Source organism: Mycobacteroides sp. H001 (assembly GCF_001440005.1).
Taxonomy (GTDB): Bacteria; Actinomycetota; Actinomycetes; order Mycobacteriales; family Mycobacteriaceae; genus Mycobacterium; species Mycobacterium gwanakae.
The window spans coordinates 1-19,323 of record NZ_LJYH01000012.1; the positions used below are offsets into that span (position 1 = coordinate 1).

21 protein-coding genes and 1 pseudogene are annotated in these 19,323 nt (G+C 66.3%); 11 read left to right on the forward strand and 11 right to left on the reverse strand.

The window, feature by feature from the left end; genetic code table 11:
• The coding region (locus AOT83_RS00270) for a biotin/lipoyl-containing protein (protein WP_346424249.1) at positions 1–668 on the reverse strand (668 nt) is incomplete at its 3' end.
• Between the two features lie 135 nt (positions 669–803).
• Here AOT83_RS00270 and AOT83_RS00275 point away from each other — a divergent pair.
• Both AOT83_RS00275 and AOT83_RS00280 read left to right on the forward strand, forming a co-directional pair.
• Positions 804–1,034, forward strand: a complete 231-nt coding sequence (locus AOT83_RS00275; RefSeq protein WP_057966265.1) for a DUF167 family protein — start codon at positions 804–806, stop codon at positions 1,032–1,034.
• Positions 1,035–1,082: 48 nt separating this feature from the next.
• Positions 1,083–1,424: a hypothetical protein gene (locus AOT83_RS00280; RefSeq protein ID WP_057966266.1), complete on the forward strand. Its 342-nt coding sequence runs from the start codon at positions 1,083–1,085 to the stop codon at positions 1,422–1,424.
• A 6-nt stretch (positions 1,425–1,430) separates the two neighbouring features.
• Here AOT83_RS00280 and AOT83_RS00285 read toward each other — a convergent pair whose 3' ends face one another.
• Complete coding sequence (locus tag AOT83_RS00285; protein ID WP_057966267.1) at positions 1,431–2,942, reverse strand: leucyl aminopeptidase; 1,512 nt, start codon at positions 2,940–2,942, stop codon at positions 1,431–1,433.
• 50 nt (positions 2,943–2,992) lie between these two features.
• Between AOT83_RS00285 and gcvT the strand changes: the two genes are divergently transcribed.
• Positions 2,993–4,087, forward strand: a complete 1,095-nt coding sequence (gene gcvT, locus AOT83_RS00290) for a glycine cleavage system aminomethyltransferase GcvT (RefSeq protein WP_057966268.1) — start codon at positions 2,993–2,995, stop codon at positions 4,085–4,087.
• 42 nt (positions 4,088–4,129) lie between these two features.
• A complete protein-coding gene (locus tag AOT83_RS00295; RefSeq protein WP_030095445.1) occupies positions 4,130–5,233 on the forward strand; it encodes a branched-chain amino acid aminotransferase in 1,104 nt (367 codons plus the stop codon).
• On the opposite strand, the gene AOT83_RS00300 is transcribed toward AOT83_RS00295, so the two are convergent.
• The 5 genes from AOT83_RS00300 to AOT83_RS00320 form a co-directional block, all read right to left on the reverse strand.
• Positions 5,230–6,942, reverse strand: coding sequence for a metallophosphoesterase (locus tag AOT83_RS00300; protein WP_057966269.1), 1,713 nt, complete (start codon positions 6,940–6,942; stop codon positions 5,230–5,232). The two genes, AOT83_RS00295 and AOT83_RS00300, sit on opposite strands and share 4 nt — an antisense overlap.
• A gap of 88 nt (positions 6,943–7,030) precedes the next feature.
• The gene (locus AOT83_RS00305) at positions 7,031–7,789 is read right to left on the reverse strand and encodes an adenosylcobinamide-GDP ribazoletransferase (RefSeq protein WP_057966270.1); all 759 of its coding nucleotides are present in this window, start codon (positions 7,787–7,789) and stop codon (positions 7,031–7,033) included.
• Complete coding sequence (gene cobT / locus AOT83_RS00310; protein ID WP_057966271.1) at positions 7,786–8,805, reverse strand: nicotinate-nucleotide--dimethylbenzimidazole phosphoribosyltransferase; 1,020 nt, start codon at positions 8,803–8,805, stop codon at positions 7,786–7,788. The genes AOT83_RS00305 and cobT overlap by 4 nt, the downstream gene beginning before the upstream one ends.
• Complete coding sequence (locus AOT83_RS00315; protein WP_057966272.1) at positions 8,802–9,335, reverse strand: bifunctional adenosylcobinamide kinase/adenosylcobinamide-phosphate guanylyltransferase; 534 nt, start codon at positions 9,333–9,335, stop codon at positions 8,802–8,804. Before AOT83_RS00315 ends, cobT begins: the two co-directional genes overlap by 4 nt.
• A 6-nt stretch (positions 9,336–9,341) precedes the next feature.
• Positions 9,342–10,007 (reverse strand): DUF3043 domain-containing protein, encoded by a 666-nt coding sequence (locus AOT83_RS00320; protein WP_057966273.1) that lies wholly within the window; start codon positions 10,005–10,007, stop codon positions 9,342–9,344.
• Positions 10,008–10,029: 22 nt separating this feature from the next.
• Here AOT83_RS00320 and AOT83_RS00325 point away from each other — a divergent pair, with 22 nt between their 5' ends.
• Positions 10,030–11,091, forward strand: coding sequence for a glycerate kinase (locus AOT83_RS00325; protein ID WP_057966274.1), 1,062 nt, complete (start codon positions 10,030–10,032; stop codon positions 11,089–11,091).
• Positions 11,092–11,194: 103 nt separating this feature from the next.
• Positions 11,195–11,563 (forward strand): iron-sulfur cluster assembly accessory protein, encoded by a 369-nt coding sequence (locus AOT83_RS00330; protein WP_030095452.1) that lies wholly within the window; start codon positions 11,195–11,197, stop codon positions 11,561–11,563.
• On the opposite strand, the gene AOT83_RS00335 is transcribed toward AOT83_RS00330, so the two are convergent.
• Positions 11,564–12,106 carry a hypothetical protein gene (locus AOT83_RS00335; RefSeq protein ID WP_030095453.1) on the reverse strand — a complete coding sequence of 181 codons (543 nt, stop codon included), beginning with the start codon at positions 12,104–12,106 and terminating at the stop codon, positions 11,564–11,566. It abuts the gene before it with no gap.
• A 152-nt stretch (positions 12,107–12,258) separates the two neighbouring features.
• Here AOT83_RS00335 and AOT83_RS00340 point away from each other — a divergent pair, with 152 nt between their 5' ends.
• On the forward strand, positions 12,259–13,230 hold the full coding sequence (locus AOT83_RS00340) for a carbohydrate kinase family protein (RefSeq protein ID WP_030095454.1): 972 nt from the start codon (positions 12,259–12,261) through the stop codon (positions 13,228–13,230).
• Here the strand turns inward: AOT83_RS00340 and asnB are convergent.
• Positions 13,227–15,155: an asparagine synthase (glutamine-hydrolyzing) gene (asnB, locus tag AOT83_RS00345; protein WP_044104421.1), complete on the reverse strand. Its 1,929-nt coding sequence runs from the start codon at positions 15,153–15,155 to the stop codon at positions 13,227–13,229. The two genes, AOT83_RS00340 and asnB, sit on opposite strands and share 4 nt — an antisense overlap.
• Positions 15,156–15,314: 159 nt before the next feature.
• On the opposite strand from asnB, the gene AOT83_RS00350 reads away from it, so the two are divergent.
• The 4 genes from AOT83_RS00350 (at position 15,315) to AOT83_RS00365 (ending at position 18,644) form a co-directional block, all read left to right on the forward strand.
• Positions 15,315–16,364, forward strand: a complete 1,050-nt coding sequence (locus tag AOT83_RS00350; protein WP_044104422.1) for a cytochrome c oxidase subunit II — start codon at positions 15,315–15,317, stop codon at positions 16,362–16,364.
• A 25-nt stretch (positions 16,365–16,389) separates the two neighbouring features.
• A complete protein-coding gene (locus AOT83_RS00355) occupies positions 16,390–16,809 on the forward strand; it encodes a cytochrome c oxidase subunit 4 (protein WP_030095457.1) in 420 nt (139 codons plus the stop codon).
• Positions 16,810–17,046: 237 nt separating this feature from the next.
• Entirely contained in the window at positions 17,047–17,919 is an 873-nt protein-coding gene (locus tag AOT83_RS00360; protein ID WP_030095458.1) for a hypothetical protein, read from the forward strand.
• Entirely contained in the window at positions 17,919–18,644 is a 726-nt protein-coding gene (locus AOT83_RS00365) for a DUF2561 family protein (RefSeq protein WP_057966275.1), read from the forward strand. The genes AOT83_RS00360 and AOT83_RS00365 overlap by 1 nt, the downstream gene beginning before the upstream one ends.
• Here AOT83_RS00365 and AOT83_RS00370 read toward each other — a convergent pair.
• Together AOT83_RS00370 and AOT83_RS26550 are read right to left on the reverse strand one after the other, a co-directional pair.
• Entirely contained in the window at positions 18,641–19,078 is a 438-nt protein-coding gene (locus tag AOT83_RS00370) for a PPOX class F420-dependent oxidoreductase (RefSeq protein WP_030095460.1), read from the reverse strand. The two genes, AOT83_RS00365 and AOT83_RS00370, sit on opposite strands and share 4 nt — an antisense overlap.
• Positions 19,079–19,147: 69 nt before the next feature.
• A pseudogene (locus AOT83_RS26550) lies at positions 19,148–19,323 on the reverse strand (cytochrome b); the annotation flags it as partial.

The window sequence follows — 19,323 nt, forward strand, 5'->3', positions numbered from 1 at the left end:
GGGGTGGGTGCAGGCGCAGGTGCCGCGGCAGGAGCCGCGCCTGCCGCACCGATGACGCCGAGTTCGCCACCGACGGCGACGGTGTCGTCTTCGTTGGCCGAGATGCTCAGCAGCACACCGGCGACCGGCGACGGAATCTCGGTGTCGACCTTGTCGGTCGAAACTTCGACGAGCGGCTCATCCACGCCGACCTCGTCGCCGACCTTCTTGAGCCAGCGGGTCACGGTGCCCTCGGTGACCGACTCGCCGAGCTCGGGCATCTTGACCGAGGTGCCGGGACCCGCCGGAGCGTCCGCGGCGGGAGCAGGAGCGGCCGGTTCCGCCGCGGGGGCAGGCGCGGGTTCGGGCTCCGGTTCGGGAGCGGGTGCAGGCTCGGGAGCCGGCGCGGCGGCCTCGGGGGCGGGCGCGGACTCCGCGGACTCTGCTTCGCCGGCCTCGCTGATCACGCCCAGCTCGCCGCCGATTTCGACGGTGTCATCCTCGCGGGCGACGATCTTGGTCAGCACACCCGAAGTGGGAGCGGGGATCTCGGTGTCCACCTTGTCGGTGGACACCTCGAGCAGCGGCTCGTCGACTTGGACCGTGTCGCCCTCTTGTTTGAGCCACCGTGTCACCGTCCCTTCGGTCACGCTCTCACCGAGGGCGGGCATCTGGACGGAGAAGGCCATGGTTTCCACTCCTGAAAAGGTTCCGATAGCGGCTCACACAACGTGGACATATCTGGCTTACCACAGCGACGTGGACAGCGGGTCAATCCTGTCACTGACTGGAACGGCGCGCCTGCCCGGGTCCAAGATCGGAGGGTGAGCGAGCGCACAGTCGTCTGCGTCATCAAGCCTGGCAGTCGCAAGGGGCCCGCCGTCGAGGTTGCCGACGATGGCGCCCTCACCCTGTTCGTGCGGGAGCCGGCCATCGACGGCAAAGCCAACAAGGCCGCGCTCGCTTTGCTTGCCGAGCACTTGGGCGTGCCGAAGTCGGCGGTGCGGCTCGTTGCCGGTCAGACCAGCAGACTGAAGCGATTCAGTGTGGGGTGACCGGTGGGATTACAGCCTGTTCTCAGAATTAGCTGGCACCATGGTCCAATGGCATGGATCGACGCCTTTCGAAGTAAGCGCGAGGGGCAGACCAAACAAGGCAACAACGACGACCTGCGCTACCTGGCGAATTGGACCGCGGCACGCACTGGTGTGGAGGCCTATGTCGAGCCGCAGACCAACTTCTCGGACGTCACCGTGATTCTCATCGCAGGTGACGGCGAGTGGACCCGTCGACGTGTTGGCGGGGTAGCGGGCGCGCGCCGAATCTCCGAGCGACTCAAGATCCCGGTGTACGACGTGCACCGCACGGGATACCCACAACGCAAGCGTGACTACGACGCCCGGCAGAAAATCCTGAAGCGACGGGCGGCCGAGGAAGGCGCCTAGCCGACGTCAGCCGTTGGTGGCGATGTCCTCCAGCACCCCGAAGATGGTGCGCACCGGCACGCCGGTCCCGCCCTTGGCCGTGTAACCCCACGATCCGCCGGTGTTGAACGCCGGGCCCGCGACGTCGATATGTGCCCACTGCACACCGTCGGCCACGAACTCGCGCAGGTACAGACCGGCCGCCAACATGCCGCCGTTGCGGTGGTTGGTGACGTTCGCCAGGTCGGCAACCCTGGATTTGAGATCGTCGCGCAGTTCCTCGGGCAGCGGCATGGCCCAACCGTTTTCGCCTACGGACTGCGAGATCGTCGACACCCGGTCGCGGAACTCGTCGGTGCCCATCACGCCAGGAGTGCGGGTGCCCAGGGCCACCACCTGTGCACCGGTCAGCGTCGCGGTGTCGATCAGATAGTCGGGCTCATCCTGGCAGGCCCGCACGATCGCGTCGGCGAGGATGAGGCGACCCTCGGCATCGGTGTTGATCACCTCGACGGTGGTGCCGTCCAGGTGGGTCAGCACGTCTCCGGGGCGCTGTGCCGTCGAGGACGGCATGTTCTCGGCCATGGGCACGGTCGCGATGACGTCGATGGGCAGCTGCTGGCGGGCGGCCAGCAAGGTCACCGCGATAACCGCTGCCGCTCCACCCATATCGGAGGTCATGTTCTCCATGCCGCCCGCGGGTTTGATCGAGATGCCACCGGTGTCGAAGGTGATGCCCTTGCCCACGAGCGCGACCTTCTTGGCCTTTTTGCCCTTGGCGCCCCGGTAGGTCAGCCGCACCAGCCGCGGTGGGCGCGAGGAGCCCTTGCCGACTCCGATGATGCCGCCGTAGCCGGCCTTGGCCAGTTCCTTCTCGTCGAGCACCTCGACCTCGATGCCCTCGGTCGTCGCCAGAGTTTTTGCCCGCTTGGCGAATTCGGCCGGGAACAGATGACTGGGTGGGGTGTTCACAAAGTCACGCGCGATGATCACAGCAGCCGCGATGGCGGCGCCGCGCTCCATGGCGTCTTTCTGCGCGCGGCCCTTGTCGGCGACGAGCAACGTAACCTTCTGCAGTCCAACGTCCTTCGGTGCGGTTTTGGCGCTGCGGAACTCCGCGAACCGGTATCCGCCAAGTGCCAGGCCCTGCACGGTGGCATCGACATCGCTCGCGGACAGCGTGGTCACCAGGGTTTCGACGTTGTCGAGCGAGCGGGCGGCCACGCCCGCGGCACGCCGAATCGTCTCGGCGCTGGGATCTCCCTTACCCAGGCCGACCGCCAGCACACTGGACACCGGCAGACCGTCCACGACCACCCGGGTGAGTTGCTCGCTCGAGCCGGTCGCGCCCACGGCCTTGAGAGCGGCCTCGATGGCCTTGACTGCCTTGCTGTCCAGCAGCTGCGCATCGACCACCTTGGGGCCCTTATCGGATTCTTTCTCCCCTGGGCGCACCCCCACCAGCAGCACCGCGGCGGAGACCCCGCGCTGCGGAATGGACGTGGCCAAGGTGAACGAAGGTGCCGTGTATGCGCTCATGAGATCACAGCCTAGTGAAAGCCGGTGATGCGCCAATTAGGGTGAACGCCATGACGGATCTCTTGCTCGGCCCTCTTCACGATCGGCACGCCGCACAAGGTGCCACCTTCGCCGAATTCGGCGGCTGGAATATGCCGGTGTCCTATGCCGGCACAGTGGGTGAGCACACCGCCACCCGGGAGGCCGTCGGACTGTTCGACGTGAGCCACCTCGGCAAGGCGCTGGTGCGTGGGCCGGGTGCCGCGGCGTTCGTCAACGCGTCTTTCACCAACGATCTCAACAAGATTGGGCCGGGCAAGGCGCAGTACACCCTGTGTTGCACCCCGACCGGCGGTGTCGTCGACGACCTCATCACCTACTACGTCTCCGATGACGAGATCTTCCTGGTGCCCAACGCCGCCAACACCGCAGCGGTGGTGGCCGCTCTGCAGGAGAAGGCGCCCGAGGGAATCACCATCACCAACCAGCACCGCGACTACGCGGTGCTGGCCGTGCAGGGACCCAAGTCGGCCGACGTGCTGCTGCGGCTCGGACTGCCGACCGATATGGAATACATGGCGTACGCCGACGCGACGCTCGACGGTCAGCCGGTGCGGGTGTGCCGGACCGGCTACACCGGCGAACACGGCTACGAACTGCTGCCGTCCTGGGATTCCGCCGGAGCCGTGTTCGACGCACTGCTGCCGGTGATCACCGAGGCAGGCGGCCAGCTGGCCGGGCTGGGCGCGCGCGACACGCTGCGCACCGAGATGGGCTATCCGCTGCACGGTCACGAGCTGTCCCTCGACATCAGTCCGGTGCAGGCGCGGGCAGGATGGGCCGTCGGATGGAAGAAGGAGGCGTTCTGGGGGCGTGAGGCCCTCGCCCAGGAGAAGGCGGAAGGTCCGCGCCGCACCCTGCGTGGCCTGCGGGCCACCGGCCGCGGCGTGTTGCGACCCGATCTCACGGTGCTCTCGGGCGGCCAGCCGGTAGGGGTGACCACTTCGGGCACCTTCTCGCCGACTCTCAAGACCGGTATTGCATTGGCCCTGCTGGACAGCGCCGCCCAGATCGCTGACGGGGCCACCGTCGCCGTCGACGTGCGGGGCCGGGAGATCGAATGCGAGGTCGTCAAGCCGCCGTTCGTGGACGTCAACGTCGGATAATGGGTTCGGATTTGGCGACATCGGACAGCTAGACTGCCGAGCATGAATCCGCTTCCCGAGTTCACCCGGCAACTCAACCCGTCACCGGCCAGCCCGGCGCGTCGGGCTGAGGTACTGGCCGCGCCGGGCTTTGGGAAGTACTTCACCGACCACATGGTGTCCATCGATTGGAACACCGAAAATGGTTGGCACAACGCGCAAGTGGTGCCCTACGGCCCCATCACACTTGACCCGTCGGCCATCGTGCTGCACTACGCGCAGGAGGTCTTCGAGGGGCTCAAGGCGTACCGGCAACCCGACGGGACCATCGCGGCGTTCCGTCCCGAAGCTAACGCCGAACGAATGATCCAGTCCTGCCGCCGCATCGCCATCCCTGAGCTGCCGCAAGAGCTGTTCATCGAGTCGCTGCGTCAGCTGATCGCCGTCGACTCCGACTGGGTGCCGCCGGGCGGCGGCGAGGAATCGCTGTATCTGCGGCCGTTCATCATCGCCACCGAGGCCGGTCTCGGGGTGCGGCCCGCCGCCGAATACCGGTACCTGCTCATCGCCTCACCCGCTGGCGCGTACTTCTCCCAGGGCATCAAGCCGGTCAGTGTCTGGCTCTCGCACGAATACGTGCGTGCCGCACCGGGCGGGATCGGCGCGGCCAAGACGGGTGGGAACTACGCCGCCTCGCTGGTCGCCCAGGCGCAGGCCGCCGAAGAGGGCTGCGATCAGGTGGTCTGGCTCGATGCCATCGAGCGCCGGTACATCGAAGAAATGGGTGGCATGAACCTGTTCTTCGTGTTCGGCCGCGACGGTGAGGCACGCTTGGTTACTCCCGAACTATCCGGATCACTGCTGCCCGGTGTGACGCGGAAGTCCTTGTTGCAGCTGGCCTCCGATGCCGGATTCGCCATCGAGGAACGCAAGATCGACGTCGACGAGCTGGAGAAGAAGGCGGCCTCGGGAGAGATCACCGAGGTGTTCGCCTGCGGCACAGCCGCGGTCATCACGCCGGTTGGCCGCGTCAAGCACTCCAGCGGTGAATTCACCATTGGCGAAGGGGAACCCGGCGAGGTGACCATGGCGCTGCGCGACACGCTGACCGGAATCCAGCGCGGCACCTTCGCCGATACGCATGGCTGGATCACCAAGCTCGGCTAGGACGCCTGTGCGCGTACGGGGCGGCGATAGGTCACCGTGTCGAATTCGCGTCCATACTCATCGACGGCCGTGACATCCATCTCGCTGACGAATGTCCCCGGCCGCACGTCGACGCGGATGAATGCGTAGTTGCGATACCGCACGCGCGACCAGGTGACCGCCTCGGCGTGCTTACTGCCGTCGGGCGCCCAGACGTAGCTGTTGGGAACCAACGTGTCGGTGAGCTCGCGGCCCCGGTATCCCTCCGGCTCGCCCGGCTGAAAGTCATAGCGGGGCCGGCCCGCAGAACCCACGGTGTAGTACACGGTGCCATCCGATTCCGGGTCTACGGTGGACCGATCGCCGGCTTCTCGGGTCGGACGTCCCGCGCGAATCGGATCCGTGCGCTCGAAGACGTGGTTGTGTCCCTGCAGCACCAGATCCACCTGATAGCGGTCGAACAGCGCGCACCACGCGTCGCGCACGCCACCGTCGCTGGCATGCGACAGCGTCGTCGAATACGCGCAGTGGTGGAAGAAGCACACGATGAAGTCGATATTCGGATTTGCCCGATATGCCGCTAAAGTTCTTCCCACCCAACCGGTTTGGGCGCCGCGCGAGTAGCCGGTGTTCGCCCTGATCTCGTAGGACACGTCATTGGCGTCCAGGGACAGGACGGCGACATTGCCGTAGGTGAACGAGTACGCGGACGGGCACCCCGCGGGGCCGTTGCCGGGGAATCCGAGACGGGCCAGATGGCCGCCGTAGCCGTGATTTCCGTACGCGGCTTCCATGTCGTGATTGCCGGTGGCGAACATCCATGGTGTTGTCGAGGCGCTGGGCTCGATGGAGGTCAGGTAGACGTCCCAGACGAACGGATTGTATTTGTCGAACCCGGCCGCGGCCTTGCCGCCGGAAGATACGAACTCGGGCTTCTTTCCCATTCCGGATGGGTCCGCATAGGCGATGTCCCCGGCCAGGATATGAAAATCAGGTCGGCACGCCACGATCTGGTTCATGACGTTCTGTGTGTGCGGCGTGGCCGGGTCGTTATCGGCGCTGTAGTAGCTGTCGTCGTACTCACCGGGGGCCAGATTTGGTGGGAGCGCGGGGGTCTCGTCGGTGCCCTGATCGCCCATCATGGTGAACCGGAAGGGGGCGAACGCGTTTCGTGCGGACGGAATGGCCGTCGCGGCGGAACGGATATCGCTCGAGAATCCGTCGGTGGTGCGCCAGCGGTAGAAGTGCTCAGTGCCCCCGCCGAGTCCATGGACGGGAGCGTGCACGTAGAACTGTTCGGCTCCCAGCACCCCGTGATCGCTTGAGGGAATCTGTGTCACGAGATTGCGGACCTCGGCTTCGAGGGAGGCGCCGAGTTCGGGGGTAGGCCCATGGTCGAGAAAGATCTTGGTGCCGTGCGGATTTCTGGACAGCTGCCCGGAAAAACTGAGCTGGCTGGACGAATCTGCGCCGTACCCCACCCGCCTGCCGGCCACACCCAGTGGTGCGTCATCGGCATACGCCCGCCGCCCAAATGGTGATACGCCCAGCGCGGCGACCGCGGCAGCGGCGGCCGATCCCCGCAGGAAGTTGCGACGCGAGACCGGGTGGCGACGCAGATATCCGCGATGCCATTCGTACTGTTCGGCCATGGACATCGAGCGGGCGATCGGCTCGGGAATCCCCATATCCGGTGTCTCACCGGCCGGGGTCACAGGATTGCGCGGCATAAGTTCGAATAGTGGCCTACGGCACCAGGTAACGCGACCGCACAGGCCGGGGTGATCGCGAACTCTTGATGAATCTTTCGTCGCCGCCTCACGAGGCCGCGAATCCGAGTGCTGCCAGCGTGGTGGTCACCTCGATGCTTGCTCCTAACACGTCTCCGGTGATGCCACCGAACCTGCGCACGCAGTGGCGCACCAGCAGCACTCCGGCGCCCAGCGCGATCACCACCGCAACCGGCCCTTGCCATGGCCGCCAGGGCTGCGCGAGAAAGCCGACGGCCATCGCCGCGAGCACCCAGATCCCGGCCAGCCACAAAGGCTGCGACCCGGCCACCCGGGCACCGAAGCCGCTGTGTGCGGCACCTGGCACGCCGCGCCGACACGCCACTACCGCGCTGACGCGTCCCACTGCGATCGCCAGCGCGATGGCCAGCCACTCCTGCCGGGAGGCCAGCGTTCCGAACGACAATGTCTGTGCCAGAAGGGTGATGATCACCGCGGCAACCCCGAACGGTCCGGCCGAACCATCGCGCATTACGGTGAGTGCGCGCTCCGGTGGTCCGTAGCAGCCGAGCCCATCTGCCGTGTCCGACAGGCCGTCGATATGCATGCCGCGGGTCGCCAGCACCACCACGGTTGCGGCGGCAAGCCCCGCGATGGGCGCGATGTAGACCGATGCCGCCAGGTAGGCGGTTGCCGCTGCGAGCGCACCGAGTGCGGCGCCCACCACGGGCAGCGCCGTCAGCACCGGGCCCGAGAGGGTGCCGGCGAGCCGTGCGGGAACCGGTGTCACGGTGGAGAATTCGAAGGCCCCGCCGATGGGCCGCAGCAGCCGCAGCAGCCGGTTCACGCGCCCGGCCCGTCGATTCGGGCCTCATCGAAGGTCGCCATCTGTGCCAGTGTGCCCGCGGCGGCCTGCAACACCGGTAGTGCGACGAGCGCCCCGGAGCCCTCACCCAAGCGCATCTGCAGATCCAGCACGGGATCTAGCCGGAGGCGTTGCAGGGCAAGCGAATGCGCCGGCTCGGTAGAGCGATGCCCGGCGAGCCACCACTGGCGTGCGCCCGGAGCCAGCTGTTCGGCCACCAGTGCGGCTGCGGTCACCACCAGCCCGTCGAGCAGCACAGGGGTGCGCCGCACCGCCGCGTGCGCCACGAAACCGGTGATTGCCGCCAGATCGGCGCCACCTGCCCGGGCGAGCAGCGCCACCGGGTCGGCACGCACATCTTTGGTGCGGCGCAACGCATCGCGCACCGCGGCGGTCTTGCGTGCCCACCCCGCGTCATCGACTCCGGTGCCGCGGCCCACCACCGCCACCGGTTCGCTTCCGGTGAGCGCCGCCACCAACACGGTTGCGGGAGTGGTGTTGCCGATGCCCATATCGCCCGCGATGAGCAGATCGGCTCCGGAGTCGATCTCGGCGTCAGCCAGGGCGATACCGGCAGCCAGCGCGGCATGAGCCTGCTCCTCGGTGAGAGCGTCCTCGACGGCGATATTGCCACTGGGACGGCCCACGGCGATGTCGGCGACGCGCACACTCGCCCCCGCTAGTGCGGCGAGCACGTTGACGGCCGCGCCGCCCGCTTCGATGTTGCGCACCATCTGTGCGGTCACCGACGGGGGATAGGCGGACACTCCGGCGGCAGCCACACCGTGATCACCGGCGAAGACGATCACCCGTGGATGTTGGAATGTCTCAGGGGGGCAACGATTTTGGCAGGCCGCTACCCAAACCGAGAGTTCTTCCAGACGCCCCAGTGCGCCGTTCGGTTTGGTGAGCTGCCGTTGCCGGTCACGTGCGGCGGCGGCGATATCCGGGTTGGGTGCCGAGACCGGGGCGAAACGCGGTGCCTCGCCGCCGCTCACTCGGCCGCTCCCTTGATGGCCAGTGGCTGACCGGCCACCACCAAGAGGACCCGTTGACAGTGCTGTGCCACAGCCTGATTCAGGGCGCCGAGCTGATCGGCGAACAGCCGCCCGGATGCGGTGGCGGGCACAATGGTCAATCCGACCTCGGGGCTCACGATCACCAACTCGCTGCCATACGAGCTGATCGCATCGACCAACTCATCGATATCGGAGGCCACAACCTCACCGCCACGGTCCCATGCCGCGCGGGCATCCATCCTCGCGGTCAGCCACCCCCCGAGATCGTCGACGAGCGTCGGCATCGCGTCGGGCGCGCGCAGTTCCTCGGCGATATGGGTTGTCTCGGCCGTCGACCAGCCATCGGGACGCCGAGACCGGTGTGCGGCAACCCTTTGCGTCCAGGCCTCGTCTTCGTGGACAGATGTTCCGGTCGCCAGGTATCGCACGGGGCCCGAGGCGGGCAGCAGAGACTCGGCGAAACGTGATTTTCCCGAACGTATTCCACCGAGCACCAGCGTGGTAGCCACCTGAGGCTAGACCGGCTCGCCGCGGTTCACCCGGGGGCGTGGTGCGCGCATCTTGCGCAACTGCGATGCGCGGCTGGCCGCGTACCAGCCGAGTTTGAAGCCGCCCTCGTCGCTGGTCGGGAAGCGTTCGGAGACGCGCTTGTTCACGAGTCTGCCAACGAAAACCCCGTCGACGATCATGACGATCATCAAGACCAGCATCGCCGGGGTCATCCACATCTGAACCTGCACAGACGGCACCGCGAACATGGTGAAGATCAGGAACAGCGCCAGAGGCATGAACAGCCCCAGCACATTGCGGCGTGAATCGACGATGTCGCGGGCGAACGCGCGCACGGGTCCCTTGTCGCGCGGCAACAGGTACGCCTCATCGCCGGCCATCATCTTCTCGCGGCTGTCGGACATCCGGGCGCGCCGCTCTGCGTTCTCGACCTTGCGCTCGGCCCGCGACAGTTTCGGTCCGCGCAGGGACTTGCGACGCTGCCGGGCCTCGGCACTGGTCAAGGGTGCCGGGGCAACAGGTCCACGACGCTTGCCGGCATCCCGCTTCGGGGTGGGGCGGCCCTTTCCGGCCTGCGCCGGCGATGTGACGTCCGTCTCACCGGTGGGTGAGGAGGACTCGTCGGCGGCGCCGTTTTCGGAGGTGGATTTCTTTCGGCCGAGCAGATTCACACGCCCAGATTATCCTGCGCGAATGAGTCAGATTCTGGTGGCGCCCGACAGCTTCGGAGACACGCTCACCGCCACAGAGGCGGCGACCGCCATCGCGGAGGGCTGGGGAAGGACTCGCCCCGGCGACATCATCATTCTCAGCCCCCAATCAGACGGGGGACCCGGGTTCGTCGACGTGCTGGCCGCGCAGCTGGTCACGGCGCACCGGCACGCGCTGCGAATACGCGGCCCTCTGGATGAGGATGTCGACGCCGAATGGCTGCTCGACGGCACGACCGCCTACATCGAATGCGCGCAGGCCTGCGGGCTGCCGCTGCTCAAACGTGCGCCGTCGGTCGATACCGCCTGGCGTGCGCACAGCACCGGGGTCGGGCAGCTGATCGCGGCGGCGCTCGATGGTGGAGCCACCCGAATCGTGGTCGGTCTTGGCGGCAGCAGCAGCACGGATGGGGGTGCGGGGCTCGTCGCGGGCCTTGGCGGGCTCATTGTGGCTCAGCGGCGTCTGGCCACAACGGAATTGGTGGTCGCCAGCGACGTCGAGCATCCGCTGCTGGGCCCGCGTGGTGCGGCCGCGGTGTTCGGTCCGCAGAAGGGCGCAGACCCGGACACCGTCAGACGCCTGGAGGCACGGCTGACCGGGTGGGTCGCGGAAATGGAGGAGCAGACCGGCCGGGGCGTGCGTGACCTCGCCGGAGCCGGGGCCGCCGGCGGGATCGGCGCGGCGCTGCTCGCGCTCGGAGCGCGTCGCGAATCGGGAGCGCGAATCGTCGCCGAACACACCGGCCTGGACGCTGCGATCGTGCGGGCGGGCCTGGTGATCACCGGCGAAGGCAAGTTCGATGACCAAACCCTGCACGGCAAGGTGGCGGGGGCGGTCGCGAGCCGCGCCGCGACCTCCGGCATCCCGGTGTTGGTGCTGGCCGGGCAGGTTGCGCTGACGGCCGATGAATACCGGAGGGCCGGTATCGCGCGTGCTGAATCGATTGCCCAGTTCGCGGGGTCCGTGCGGTTGGCCATGGAGGATGCGGCGGGCCAGCTGGCGGGCCTGGCGGCCCAGGTCGCACGTGACTGGTCACATGGCTAGGGCGTAGATGTAGGAATACCCCTAGACGAGGTACCGTTGAGATCACAAGACGTTCATTACCTGGACGTCCGCCCGAGAGCTTCGACGCAGGGGAGATCCCACGATGACTGTCCAAGACGAATCGACTGCCACCTCCACCGAGGAAACTCATGGTGCCGTCTTGACCGACGCCGCCGCCGCCAAGGCCAAGGCGCTGCTGGATCAGGAAGGCCGCGACGATCTGTCGCTGCGCATCGCGGTCCAGCCCGGTGGTTGCGCGGGCCTGCGATACCAGTTGTTCTTCGACGACCGCACCCTGGACGGTGACCTGGTCACCGAGTTCGACGGTGTGAAGCTCACCGTGGACCGGATGAGTGCCCCGTACATCCAGGGCGCCTCGATCGACTTCGTCGACACCATCGAGAAGCAGGGCTTCACGATCGACAACCCGAACGCCACCGGCTCCTGCGCCTGCGGCGACTCGTTCAACTGATCAGAACGCGTTCGAGCCGCGCATGTACGCGGAGCACACGTAGATCTTGCCGTCGTTGATCAGTAGCTCGGCCTGCCCCTGAGGGGCGTCCTTACGCTTCTGGCTGGTCGCGGTGAACAGCACCTTGAGTTGGTACTCGGAGAAGTAGACGATCTTGTCGATCGACTTCACGGTGGCCGTCCCGAAGGTGTTCACGAACTGTTGAGCATTGGCGCGCACAATCGTGTCGTCGGTGTCCTTGTCGCGCACCGCGTCGTACAGGCCGCAGCCGGCATTGCGGGCCAGCGTCACGATGTCGAGCTTGGCCATCGCATCCAGGTAGCCCTGGATGGTCTGTTCGATCTTCGCCTCGCTGGGCCGGTGGGACACGCCGGAGTTCTTGGTCAGAAAGCCGAGCAGCAGCGCCAGCACCACCAATGCCGCCACCACCGCGGCCGGGGCGAGCCAGCCGGGCACCTTGCGCTTGCGGTCGGGGTAGTCGACCGGGGGGGGCATGGGCGGTAAACCAGGGTAGGGCACCGTCGAATAACCTGGTTCCGCCATTGACTCTCCTGAAATTTCGTTTCCCCAGATCGCACTCCCCGACAATCCAGGCTAGCAATCGGCCACAACCCCGGAACAGTTACGTTAGGTAAGCTTCTGTGGTTGTCCGTCGACTACCCAAGCCCGCCCGAATCCTACGAAGGGTCTCACGCGTGTCCATCATCGTCACCGGATCCATTGCAACCGACCACCTCATGAACTTCCCCGGCAAGTTCTCCGAGCAGCTCTTGGTCGAGCACCTGCAGAAGGTGTCCCTCAGCTTCCTGGTTGACGATCTGGAAATCCGTCGTGGAGGCGTCGCGGGGAACATCGCGTTCGCCATCGGCGTGCTCGGTGGCAAGCCCGCGCTGGTCGGCGCCGTGGGTGCGGACTTCAACGAGTACCGGTCCTGGCTCGAGGGCCACGGCGTCAACTGCGACGGCGTGCTGATCTCCCAGACCGCGCACACCGCGCGTTTCGTGTGCACGACAGATCAGGACATGGCTCAAATCGCGTCCTTCTATCCGGGTGCGATGTCCGAAGCCCGTGACATCTCGCTGGCAGATGTCGTATCGACCACCGGGACACCGGAATTGGTGATCATCGGGGCCAACGACCCCGATGCCATGTTCCGGCACACCGAGGAATGCCGCAGCCTGGGATTGCCGTTCGCGGCCGACCCGTCGCAGCAGTTGGCCCGGCTCTCCGGCGAGCAGGCCCGCGAACTCGTCGGCGGTGCCGCCTACCTGTTCACCAACGACTACGAGTGGGATCTGTTGCTCTCCAAGACAGGGTGGACCGAGGCGGACGTGCGTGAGCGTGTCGAGCTGCGGATCACCACCCTGGGTCCCAACGGCGTCGAGATCGTGGAGAAGGACGGCACCTCCCTCAAGGTGGGTGTGGTCCCGGAGAAGGGGCAGGTCGACCCGACCGGTGTCGGCGACGCGTGGCGTGCCGGATTCCTCACCGCCCGTAGTGCCGGCCTGAGCCTGGAGCGTTCGGCACAGCTGGGATCGCTGGTGGCCACCCTGGTGCTGGAGACAGTGGGAACTCAGGAATGGCTGTGGGAGCGTGACGAGGCGCTGGCCCGCCTTGCCGACGCGTACGGCCCGGACGCCGCCGACGAGATCGGTGCAGCTCTTTAGAGCTGCACCGGGTACTGCGGCTCCTGGATGTTCGGCCGCACCGACTGCTCGACGAAGATCGCGTGCCACAGCATGAAGATCAGCACCGTCCACAGCCTGCGGCTGTGATCGGCGGCGCCGGCGGCGTGCTCGGTGAGCATCCGGCCGACAGCGGGCACATCGATCAAGTGCCCGGCTTGCGTGGTCGCCAGCATCTCGCGGGCCCAGTCGTGTAGCAGTCCGTCGACGAACCAGTGCCGGATGGGTACCGGGAAACCGAGCTTGGTCCGGTGCAGAACATGCGCCGGCACAATGGGTTCCAGTGCCCTGCGGAGGGCGTACTTCGTGGTTTCGCGGGTGATCTTCTCCCGGTAGGGCAGCTGCGAGGCTACCTTGAACACCTCGGGATCAAGGAACGGCACCCGCAGCTCGAGCGAATTCGCCATCGTCATCTTGTCGGCCTTGACCAGAATGTCTCCGCGCAGCCAGGTGAAAAGGTCCACATACTGCATGCGTGCCACCGGATCCCAGCCCGCGCACCGCTCGTAGAGCTCAGCCGTGACGTCCTGATGTCCCCATTCCGGGCGATAGTGGGGGAGCACCGCGCGCAGTTGTTCGTCATCGAAGCTGCGGGCGTTTCCGTAGTAGCGCTGTTCCAGCGTCATCGAGCCGCGGTTAAGCAGACTCTTGCCGCGCACCCCGTCCGGGATGGCGGCCGAGAGCCGCGCCGCCCCACGTCGCAACGCGCCGGGAAGGTATTCGAAAGGCTTGAGCGACAAGGGTTCCCGGTAGATCGTGTATCCACCGAAGAGCTCGTCGGCGCCCTCGCCGGAGAGCACCACCTTGACGTGTTTACGGGCCTCTTTGGCCACGAAGTACAGCGGTACCAGGGATGGATCCGCCACCGGATCGTCCAGATACCAGACGATCTCGGGCAGCGCGGAAACGAACTCCTCCTGGCTGACCACCTTCACGACGTGCCGGGCACCGATCGCCTCGGCGGACTCGACCGCCACATCGACTTCGGAATAGCCTTGCCGCTCAAAGCCAGTCGTGAACGTAATGAGCTTCGGATTGTGCCGGATCGCCAGCGCGGCGATGGCCGTGGAGTCGATACCTCCGGACAGGAACGAACCCACCGTGACATCGGCCCGCATGTGCTTGGCCACCGAATCGGAAAGCACCTCGGTGATCTCGTCGTACCGGGACTGGCGGGTCGCGCGGGTGAACGGCGTGACGGCGAACCGGGCCGGGAAATAACGCGTGACGCGTGGCTCCTGACCGGGGGTGATGCGCGCGTACGAACCGGATTCCAGGCGGCGGATCTCGGTGTGCAGGCTCTCGGGCTCCGGAACGTACTGCAGCGTTGTGTAGTGCTGCAGCGCCCGCAGGTCCAGTTCGGTCCCGATGCCCAATTGCTCCACCAGATCCAGCAGGCATTTTTTCTCGCTGCCCAGCGCGGTGCCGCCCGGGCCTGTCGCCATGAACAGCGGCTTTATGCCGAAAGGATCTCGCGCGCAGAACAACTCACGTTCGACCGTGTCCCAGATCGCGAAGGCGAACATGCCGCGCAGCCGGTGCAGCGCATCCGGGCCCCAGAAGTGGTACGCCGCCAGAATCGCCTCGCCGTCGCCCTCGGTGGCGAATGCTGCGCCGTGCTCGGCCCGCAGCGTCTCCCTGAGTTCCAGGTAGTTGTAAATCTCGCCGTTGAAGACCAGCACGTATCGGTCGGGGGTGTCCGCCGGTCCCCAGCGCAACGGCTGATGCGAATGCGCGATGTCGATGATCGAGAGCCGGTTGAAACCGAAGAGCACGTTTTCCTCGTGCCAGATTCCCGGCTCATCGGGGCCGCGATGACGCATATGCACCATCGCCGCATCCACCGCAGGGCTATGAGATTCGAGCGAAGACCCCGGCGGGCCCAGCCACGCCACCAGTCCACACACGCGGCCAAGTATGCAACATCGCGCGACCTGTCCCAGGACCTAGGTCCCCACACCGGCCCCGTCGCTGCCCTGATGCGACCGCGTGGTCTACGCTGCGTAGTATTCGATTGCTGCCACTGGTCAGCGATGGATTCTGTACCGAAACAGGAGGCTTAAAACGTGACGTCACGGTCCGGCTCACGGCCGTCCCTGCTGGCCACTGTGGTGCTGTTGGGCGCGGCGAGCTTCCTGCTCAGCGGTTGTAGCGTCCAAGAAGTGCTGCGGTTCGGGTGGCCCGAGGGAATCACCCCCGAAGCCCACGACTACATGGCTCCCCTGTGGACCTGGGCAGTCGTGGCCTCGCTGGTCGTCGGCGTCATCGTGTGGGCACTGACGTTCTGGACCGTCGCGTTCCACCGGCACAAGCCGGGCGACACCGAGTTCCCGCGCCAGTTCGGCTACAACCTGCCGCTGGAGCTCATCTTGACGGTGGTGCCCTTCCTGATCATCGCGGTGCTCTTCTACTTCACCGTCGTGGTGCAGAACAAGGTCATGCACAAGGACCCGAACCCCGAGGTCGTCGTGGACGTGACCGCCTTCCAGTGGAACTGGAAGTTCGGCTACCAGAAGGTCGCGTTCAAGGACGGCAGCCTCAACTACGAAGGCGCCGACCCGGAACGCAAGAAGGCCATGACCTCCAAGCCCGAGGGCAAGGATGCGCACGGCAACGAGCTCGTCGGCCCGGTGCGCGGCCTGAACCGTGAGGACCGCACCTACCTGAACTTCGACAAGATCGAGACCGTCGGAACCTCGTCGGAGATCCCGGTGCTGGTGCTGCCCAGCGGCAAGAGCGTCGAGTTCCAGCTGGCCTCGGCCGACGTCATCCACTCGTTCCGGGTGGTCCCGTTCCTGTTCACGCGCGACGTGATGCCCGAGCCCAAGGCCAACAACTCCGACAACGTCTTCCAGGTCAGCAAGATCCTGAAGGAAGGCGCGTTCGTGGGTCGCTGCGTCGAGATGTGTGGCACCTACCACTCGATGATGGCCTTCGAGCTGCGTGTGGTGAGCCCCAACGACTTCAAGTTCTACCTGGAAGCGCGCAAGGCGGGTAAGACCAACGCCGAGGCGCTGGCGTCGATCGGGCAGTCGCCGGTCTCGATTACCACCAGGCCGTTCGATGGCCGCCGCGGGGAGCTCGCGCCGGCGGACAACAACGCGGCGAAGAACTAGGCAGCGGGAAAGGTAGGAGCGCAGCATGCATATCGAAGCCCGACTCTTCGAGATCCTCACCGGATTCTTCGCCCTGGCCACTGTGGTCTACGCGGTGCTGACAGCCCTCTACGCCAATGGTGGTGTGGAATGGGCGGGAACCACCGCCATGGTGATGACCACGGGTCTGTCCTTGATCATCTCGACCTTCTTCCGCTTCGTGGCCCGGCGCCTGGACACCCGGCCCGAGGACTACGAAGACGCCGAGGTCGCCGACGGCGCCGGCGAGCTGGGCTTCTACAGCCCGCACAGCTGGTGGCCCATCATGATCGCGCTTGCCGCCGCCACCACCGCCGTGGGTGTGGCGCTATGGCTGCCGTGGCTGCTTGCCGCCGGTGCGGTATTTGTTCTCAGCGCGGTCGCCGGTCTGGTCTTCGAGTACCACGTGGGCCCGGAGAAGCACTAGCTCATCGCGCGTTTCACCCCCTTCTCGCCGCCGCGCTCGTACTTTGCGGCGGGACTCCCGTGACTGGTGTGACATCTCCGTGTGCACTGTCACGTTTTCGATAACAATCCGGTGGTCAGTTTGGTTTTTACGGCCGTCGGGTTTCGTCGCCCCGGATTGCTTTGGCTATCGTTGCCATGGCCCCTCAGGCAGGTGGCCCGCCGGGGAGCGGGAAGTGACGAAAAGGAACTTGTGTAGATGAGTGGGACGGACAACCCAGGGTCGGGGACTCCCGGGGAAGTTCCGGATCTGGACGGTCCGAACGCGGATGGCGCAGCTGCTGACTCTTCCGGACCGGATTCCGCCGCGTTTCATTCACAGGCGTATTCGGCGCCCGAATCCGAGCAATTCACCAGTCCGTACGTGCCGTACGACGAGTACGACACCCAGCTGGTCGACGGTGAGGAGCCGCCTCCGCCGCGGTGGCCCTGGGTCGTCGGGGTGGCGGCGATCATTGCCGCCATCACCTTGGTGGCATCCGTCGCGTTGCTGGTGGCCGGGCGCTCGGACGAGACGACCGGTGCCGCCAAGAGCACCTCGGTCACGCCGACTCCGAGCACCACGCCGTGGAACGAGATCATCACCACCACGACGGAACCTCCGCCTCCACCACCTCCGCCGCCAACCACTGAACCGCCGCCACCTCCACCTCCGCCGGTGGTGACCGAGACCGTGACGGTGGAACCTCCGGTTCCGGTGCCTCCGCCTCCGCCGCCGGTGACGACGCATGAGGCACCGCCGCCGGTGACGACCACCACGCCGCCGCCTCCTCCACCGCCGACGACTACGACCCCGGCCGGGCCCCGGCAGATCACGTACTCGGTGACGGGCTCGAAGGCCCCGCTTGATCGCATCTCGATCACGTGGACCGACGGCTCCGGGCGTACCCGGGTAAACCCGAACGTCTACATCCCGTGGTCGATCACCGTCACCCCGATCTCGAACTCGGAGATCGGTTCGGTGTCGGCGAGCAGCTTCCTGCGCCTGAGCCAGCTCAATTGCACGATCACCACCAGCGATGGCCAGGTTCTGTCCGCCAACAACAACAATTCGGCGCAGGCAACCTGCTGATGCCAGCGGGTCGATTGGCCAAGCCACTGGAGGCACTTGCCGGTCCGGTGCGTCGATCCTCTCCGGAGGCCGTCGACCGGATGCTCATTGGGCTGTGCGCCGTCATCTGGCTGGCATTCGTCGGGATGTTGGTCGGCGCCATCGTCGTGATGACCGGGCTGGGGGAGGGCGCGCCGGGATCGGCTGGGCCGTCGCTGGGGATCTACATTGTCATCGGGGTATCGCTGGCCGTCATCATCGGTGCCGTGCCGCTGCTACTGCGCGCCCGCAAGACGGCGGCTCAGCGCACGACGCGTGGCCCGTCAAAGGCCGTACCTAAATCCAAGGGTGCCAATGCTTCCGGGGCCGGCAGTGTGCCGTCGGGCCCGCCTCCCGCGGAGGCCTCGACCGAGAAGCTCAAGACATTCGGCGGACTAGCGGACCACACGAGCCATGTTCCGAAGGATTACACCGGGCCGGGGTCACCGGCCTATCGGGCGGCCGCCGAGGCGGCATCGAAATCAGTGGTGGTCGATCGGCTGTGGCTGCGCGCCACCGTAGGGATCGCCGGTGCGATCGGTCTGGCGCTGCTGGCGGTGGTCACCGGCGCCTATCTGCTGGCAGTGGACAGCGACACCGCCGCCCTCGTCGCGTTCGTGTTCGGCGGGGTGATCACCTGCGCGATGGGCGCGATTCCGTGGGTGACCCTCAAGAAGCTGCGCGAGCTCGGTGCGCCAGGGTCTTAATCTGCGATCCCTGCGCGGGCAACGACTTTCGTGATGGTGGCGCGCACCAGCGATTCCTCCGGAACCGCGTTGCGACGGCCGAAATCCTCGGCCAGCTCGGCTCCCATGTAGCGTCCGCCGATCCTGGTCGCCCATTCGCGCATCTCATCGAGATCACTGGTCAGTCGCGCTTCGGCTGTGAACTGGACGTAGGAGTAGGGCGGGCGCTGGTCGTCGACGGCCAGCGAGATGCGCGGATCCCGTCGAATGGCCTTGCCTTTCAATGTTTCCGTGCCCGTCGTGAAGATCAGCTCATCGCCGCCGGGTCCCTCATGGAGCAGAAACCAGACCGGTGTCACGATGGGCGCTCCGTTGGCCCGTACCAGCCCCAGCATCCCGGTGCGGGTGCCCTCGGTGGCGAAGGCCCACCATTGCTCGCGAGTCATCTCGTGCATACGGCCAGGGTAAAGCAGTGGGGCCCCGCACACTTTTTCGTGTGCGGGGCCCCACTGTCGAACTGACTTCTAGTGGCCGTGACCGTTTGTTGCCGGCTCGCCGTCCTGGTACTCCTTCAGAGCGAGCAGCGACTTGTGGTGCGCCTCGTGTTCGGCTTGCACCAGTGCGGCTTGTTCGTCGGCGGGGTCGGCGAACAGGAACGAGCCGGTGCCGGGTGCGCCGGCCGATCCGAGCTTGTTCATGC

Bases quoted from the DNA above. Each gene is read 5' to 3' on its own strand.
- AOT83_RS00280 (WP_057966266.1), top strand. From the start codon at position 1,083: ATGGCATGGATCGACGCCTTTCGAAGTAAGCGCGAGGGGCAGACCAAA.
- AOT83_RS00285 (WP_057966267.1), bottom strand. From the start codon at position 2,942: ATGAGCGCATACACGGCACCTTCGTTCACCTTGGCCACGTCCATTCCG.
- gcvT (WP_057966268.1), top strand. From the start codon at position 2,993: ATGACGGATCTCTTGCTCGGCCCTCTTCACGATCGGCACGCCGCACAA.
- AOT83_RS00295 (WP_030095445.1), top strand. From the start codon at position 4,130: ATGAATCCGCTTCCCGAGTTCACCCGGCAACTCAACCCGTCACCGGCC.
- AOT83_RS00300 (WP_057966269.1), bottom strand. From the start codon at position 6,942: ATGCCGCGCAATCCTGTGACCCCGGCCGGTGAGACACCGGATATGGGG.
- AOT83_RS00325 (WP_057966274.1), top strand. From the start codon at position 10,030: ATGAGTCAGATTCTGGTGGCGCCCGACAGCTTCGGAGACACGCTCACC.
- AOT83_RS00330 (WP_030095452.1), top strand. From the start codon at position 11,195: ATGACTGTCCAAGACGAATCGACTGCCACCTCCACCGAGGAAACTCAT.
- AOT83_RS00335 (WP_030095453.1), bottom strand. From the start codon at position 12,106: ATGGCGGAACCAGGTTATTCGACGGTGCCCTACCCTGGTTTACCGCCC.
- AOT83_RS00355 (WP_030095457.1), top strand. From the start codon at position 16,390: ATGCATATCGAAGCCCGACTCTTCGAGATCCTCACCGGATTCTTCGCC.
- AOT83_RS00360 (WP_030095458.1), top strand. From the start codon at position 17,047: ATGAGTGGGACGGACAACCCAGGGTCGGGGACTCCCGGGGAAGTTCCG.
- AOT83_RS00365 (WP_057966275.1), top strand. From the start codon at position 17,919: ATGCCAGCGGGTCGATTGGCCAAGCCACTGGAGGCACTTGCCGGTCCG.
- AOT83_RS00370 (WP_030095460.1), bottom strand. From the start codon at position 19,078: ATGCACGAGATGACTCGCGAGCAATGGTGGGCCTTCGCCACCGAGGGC.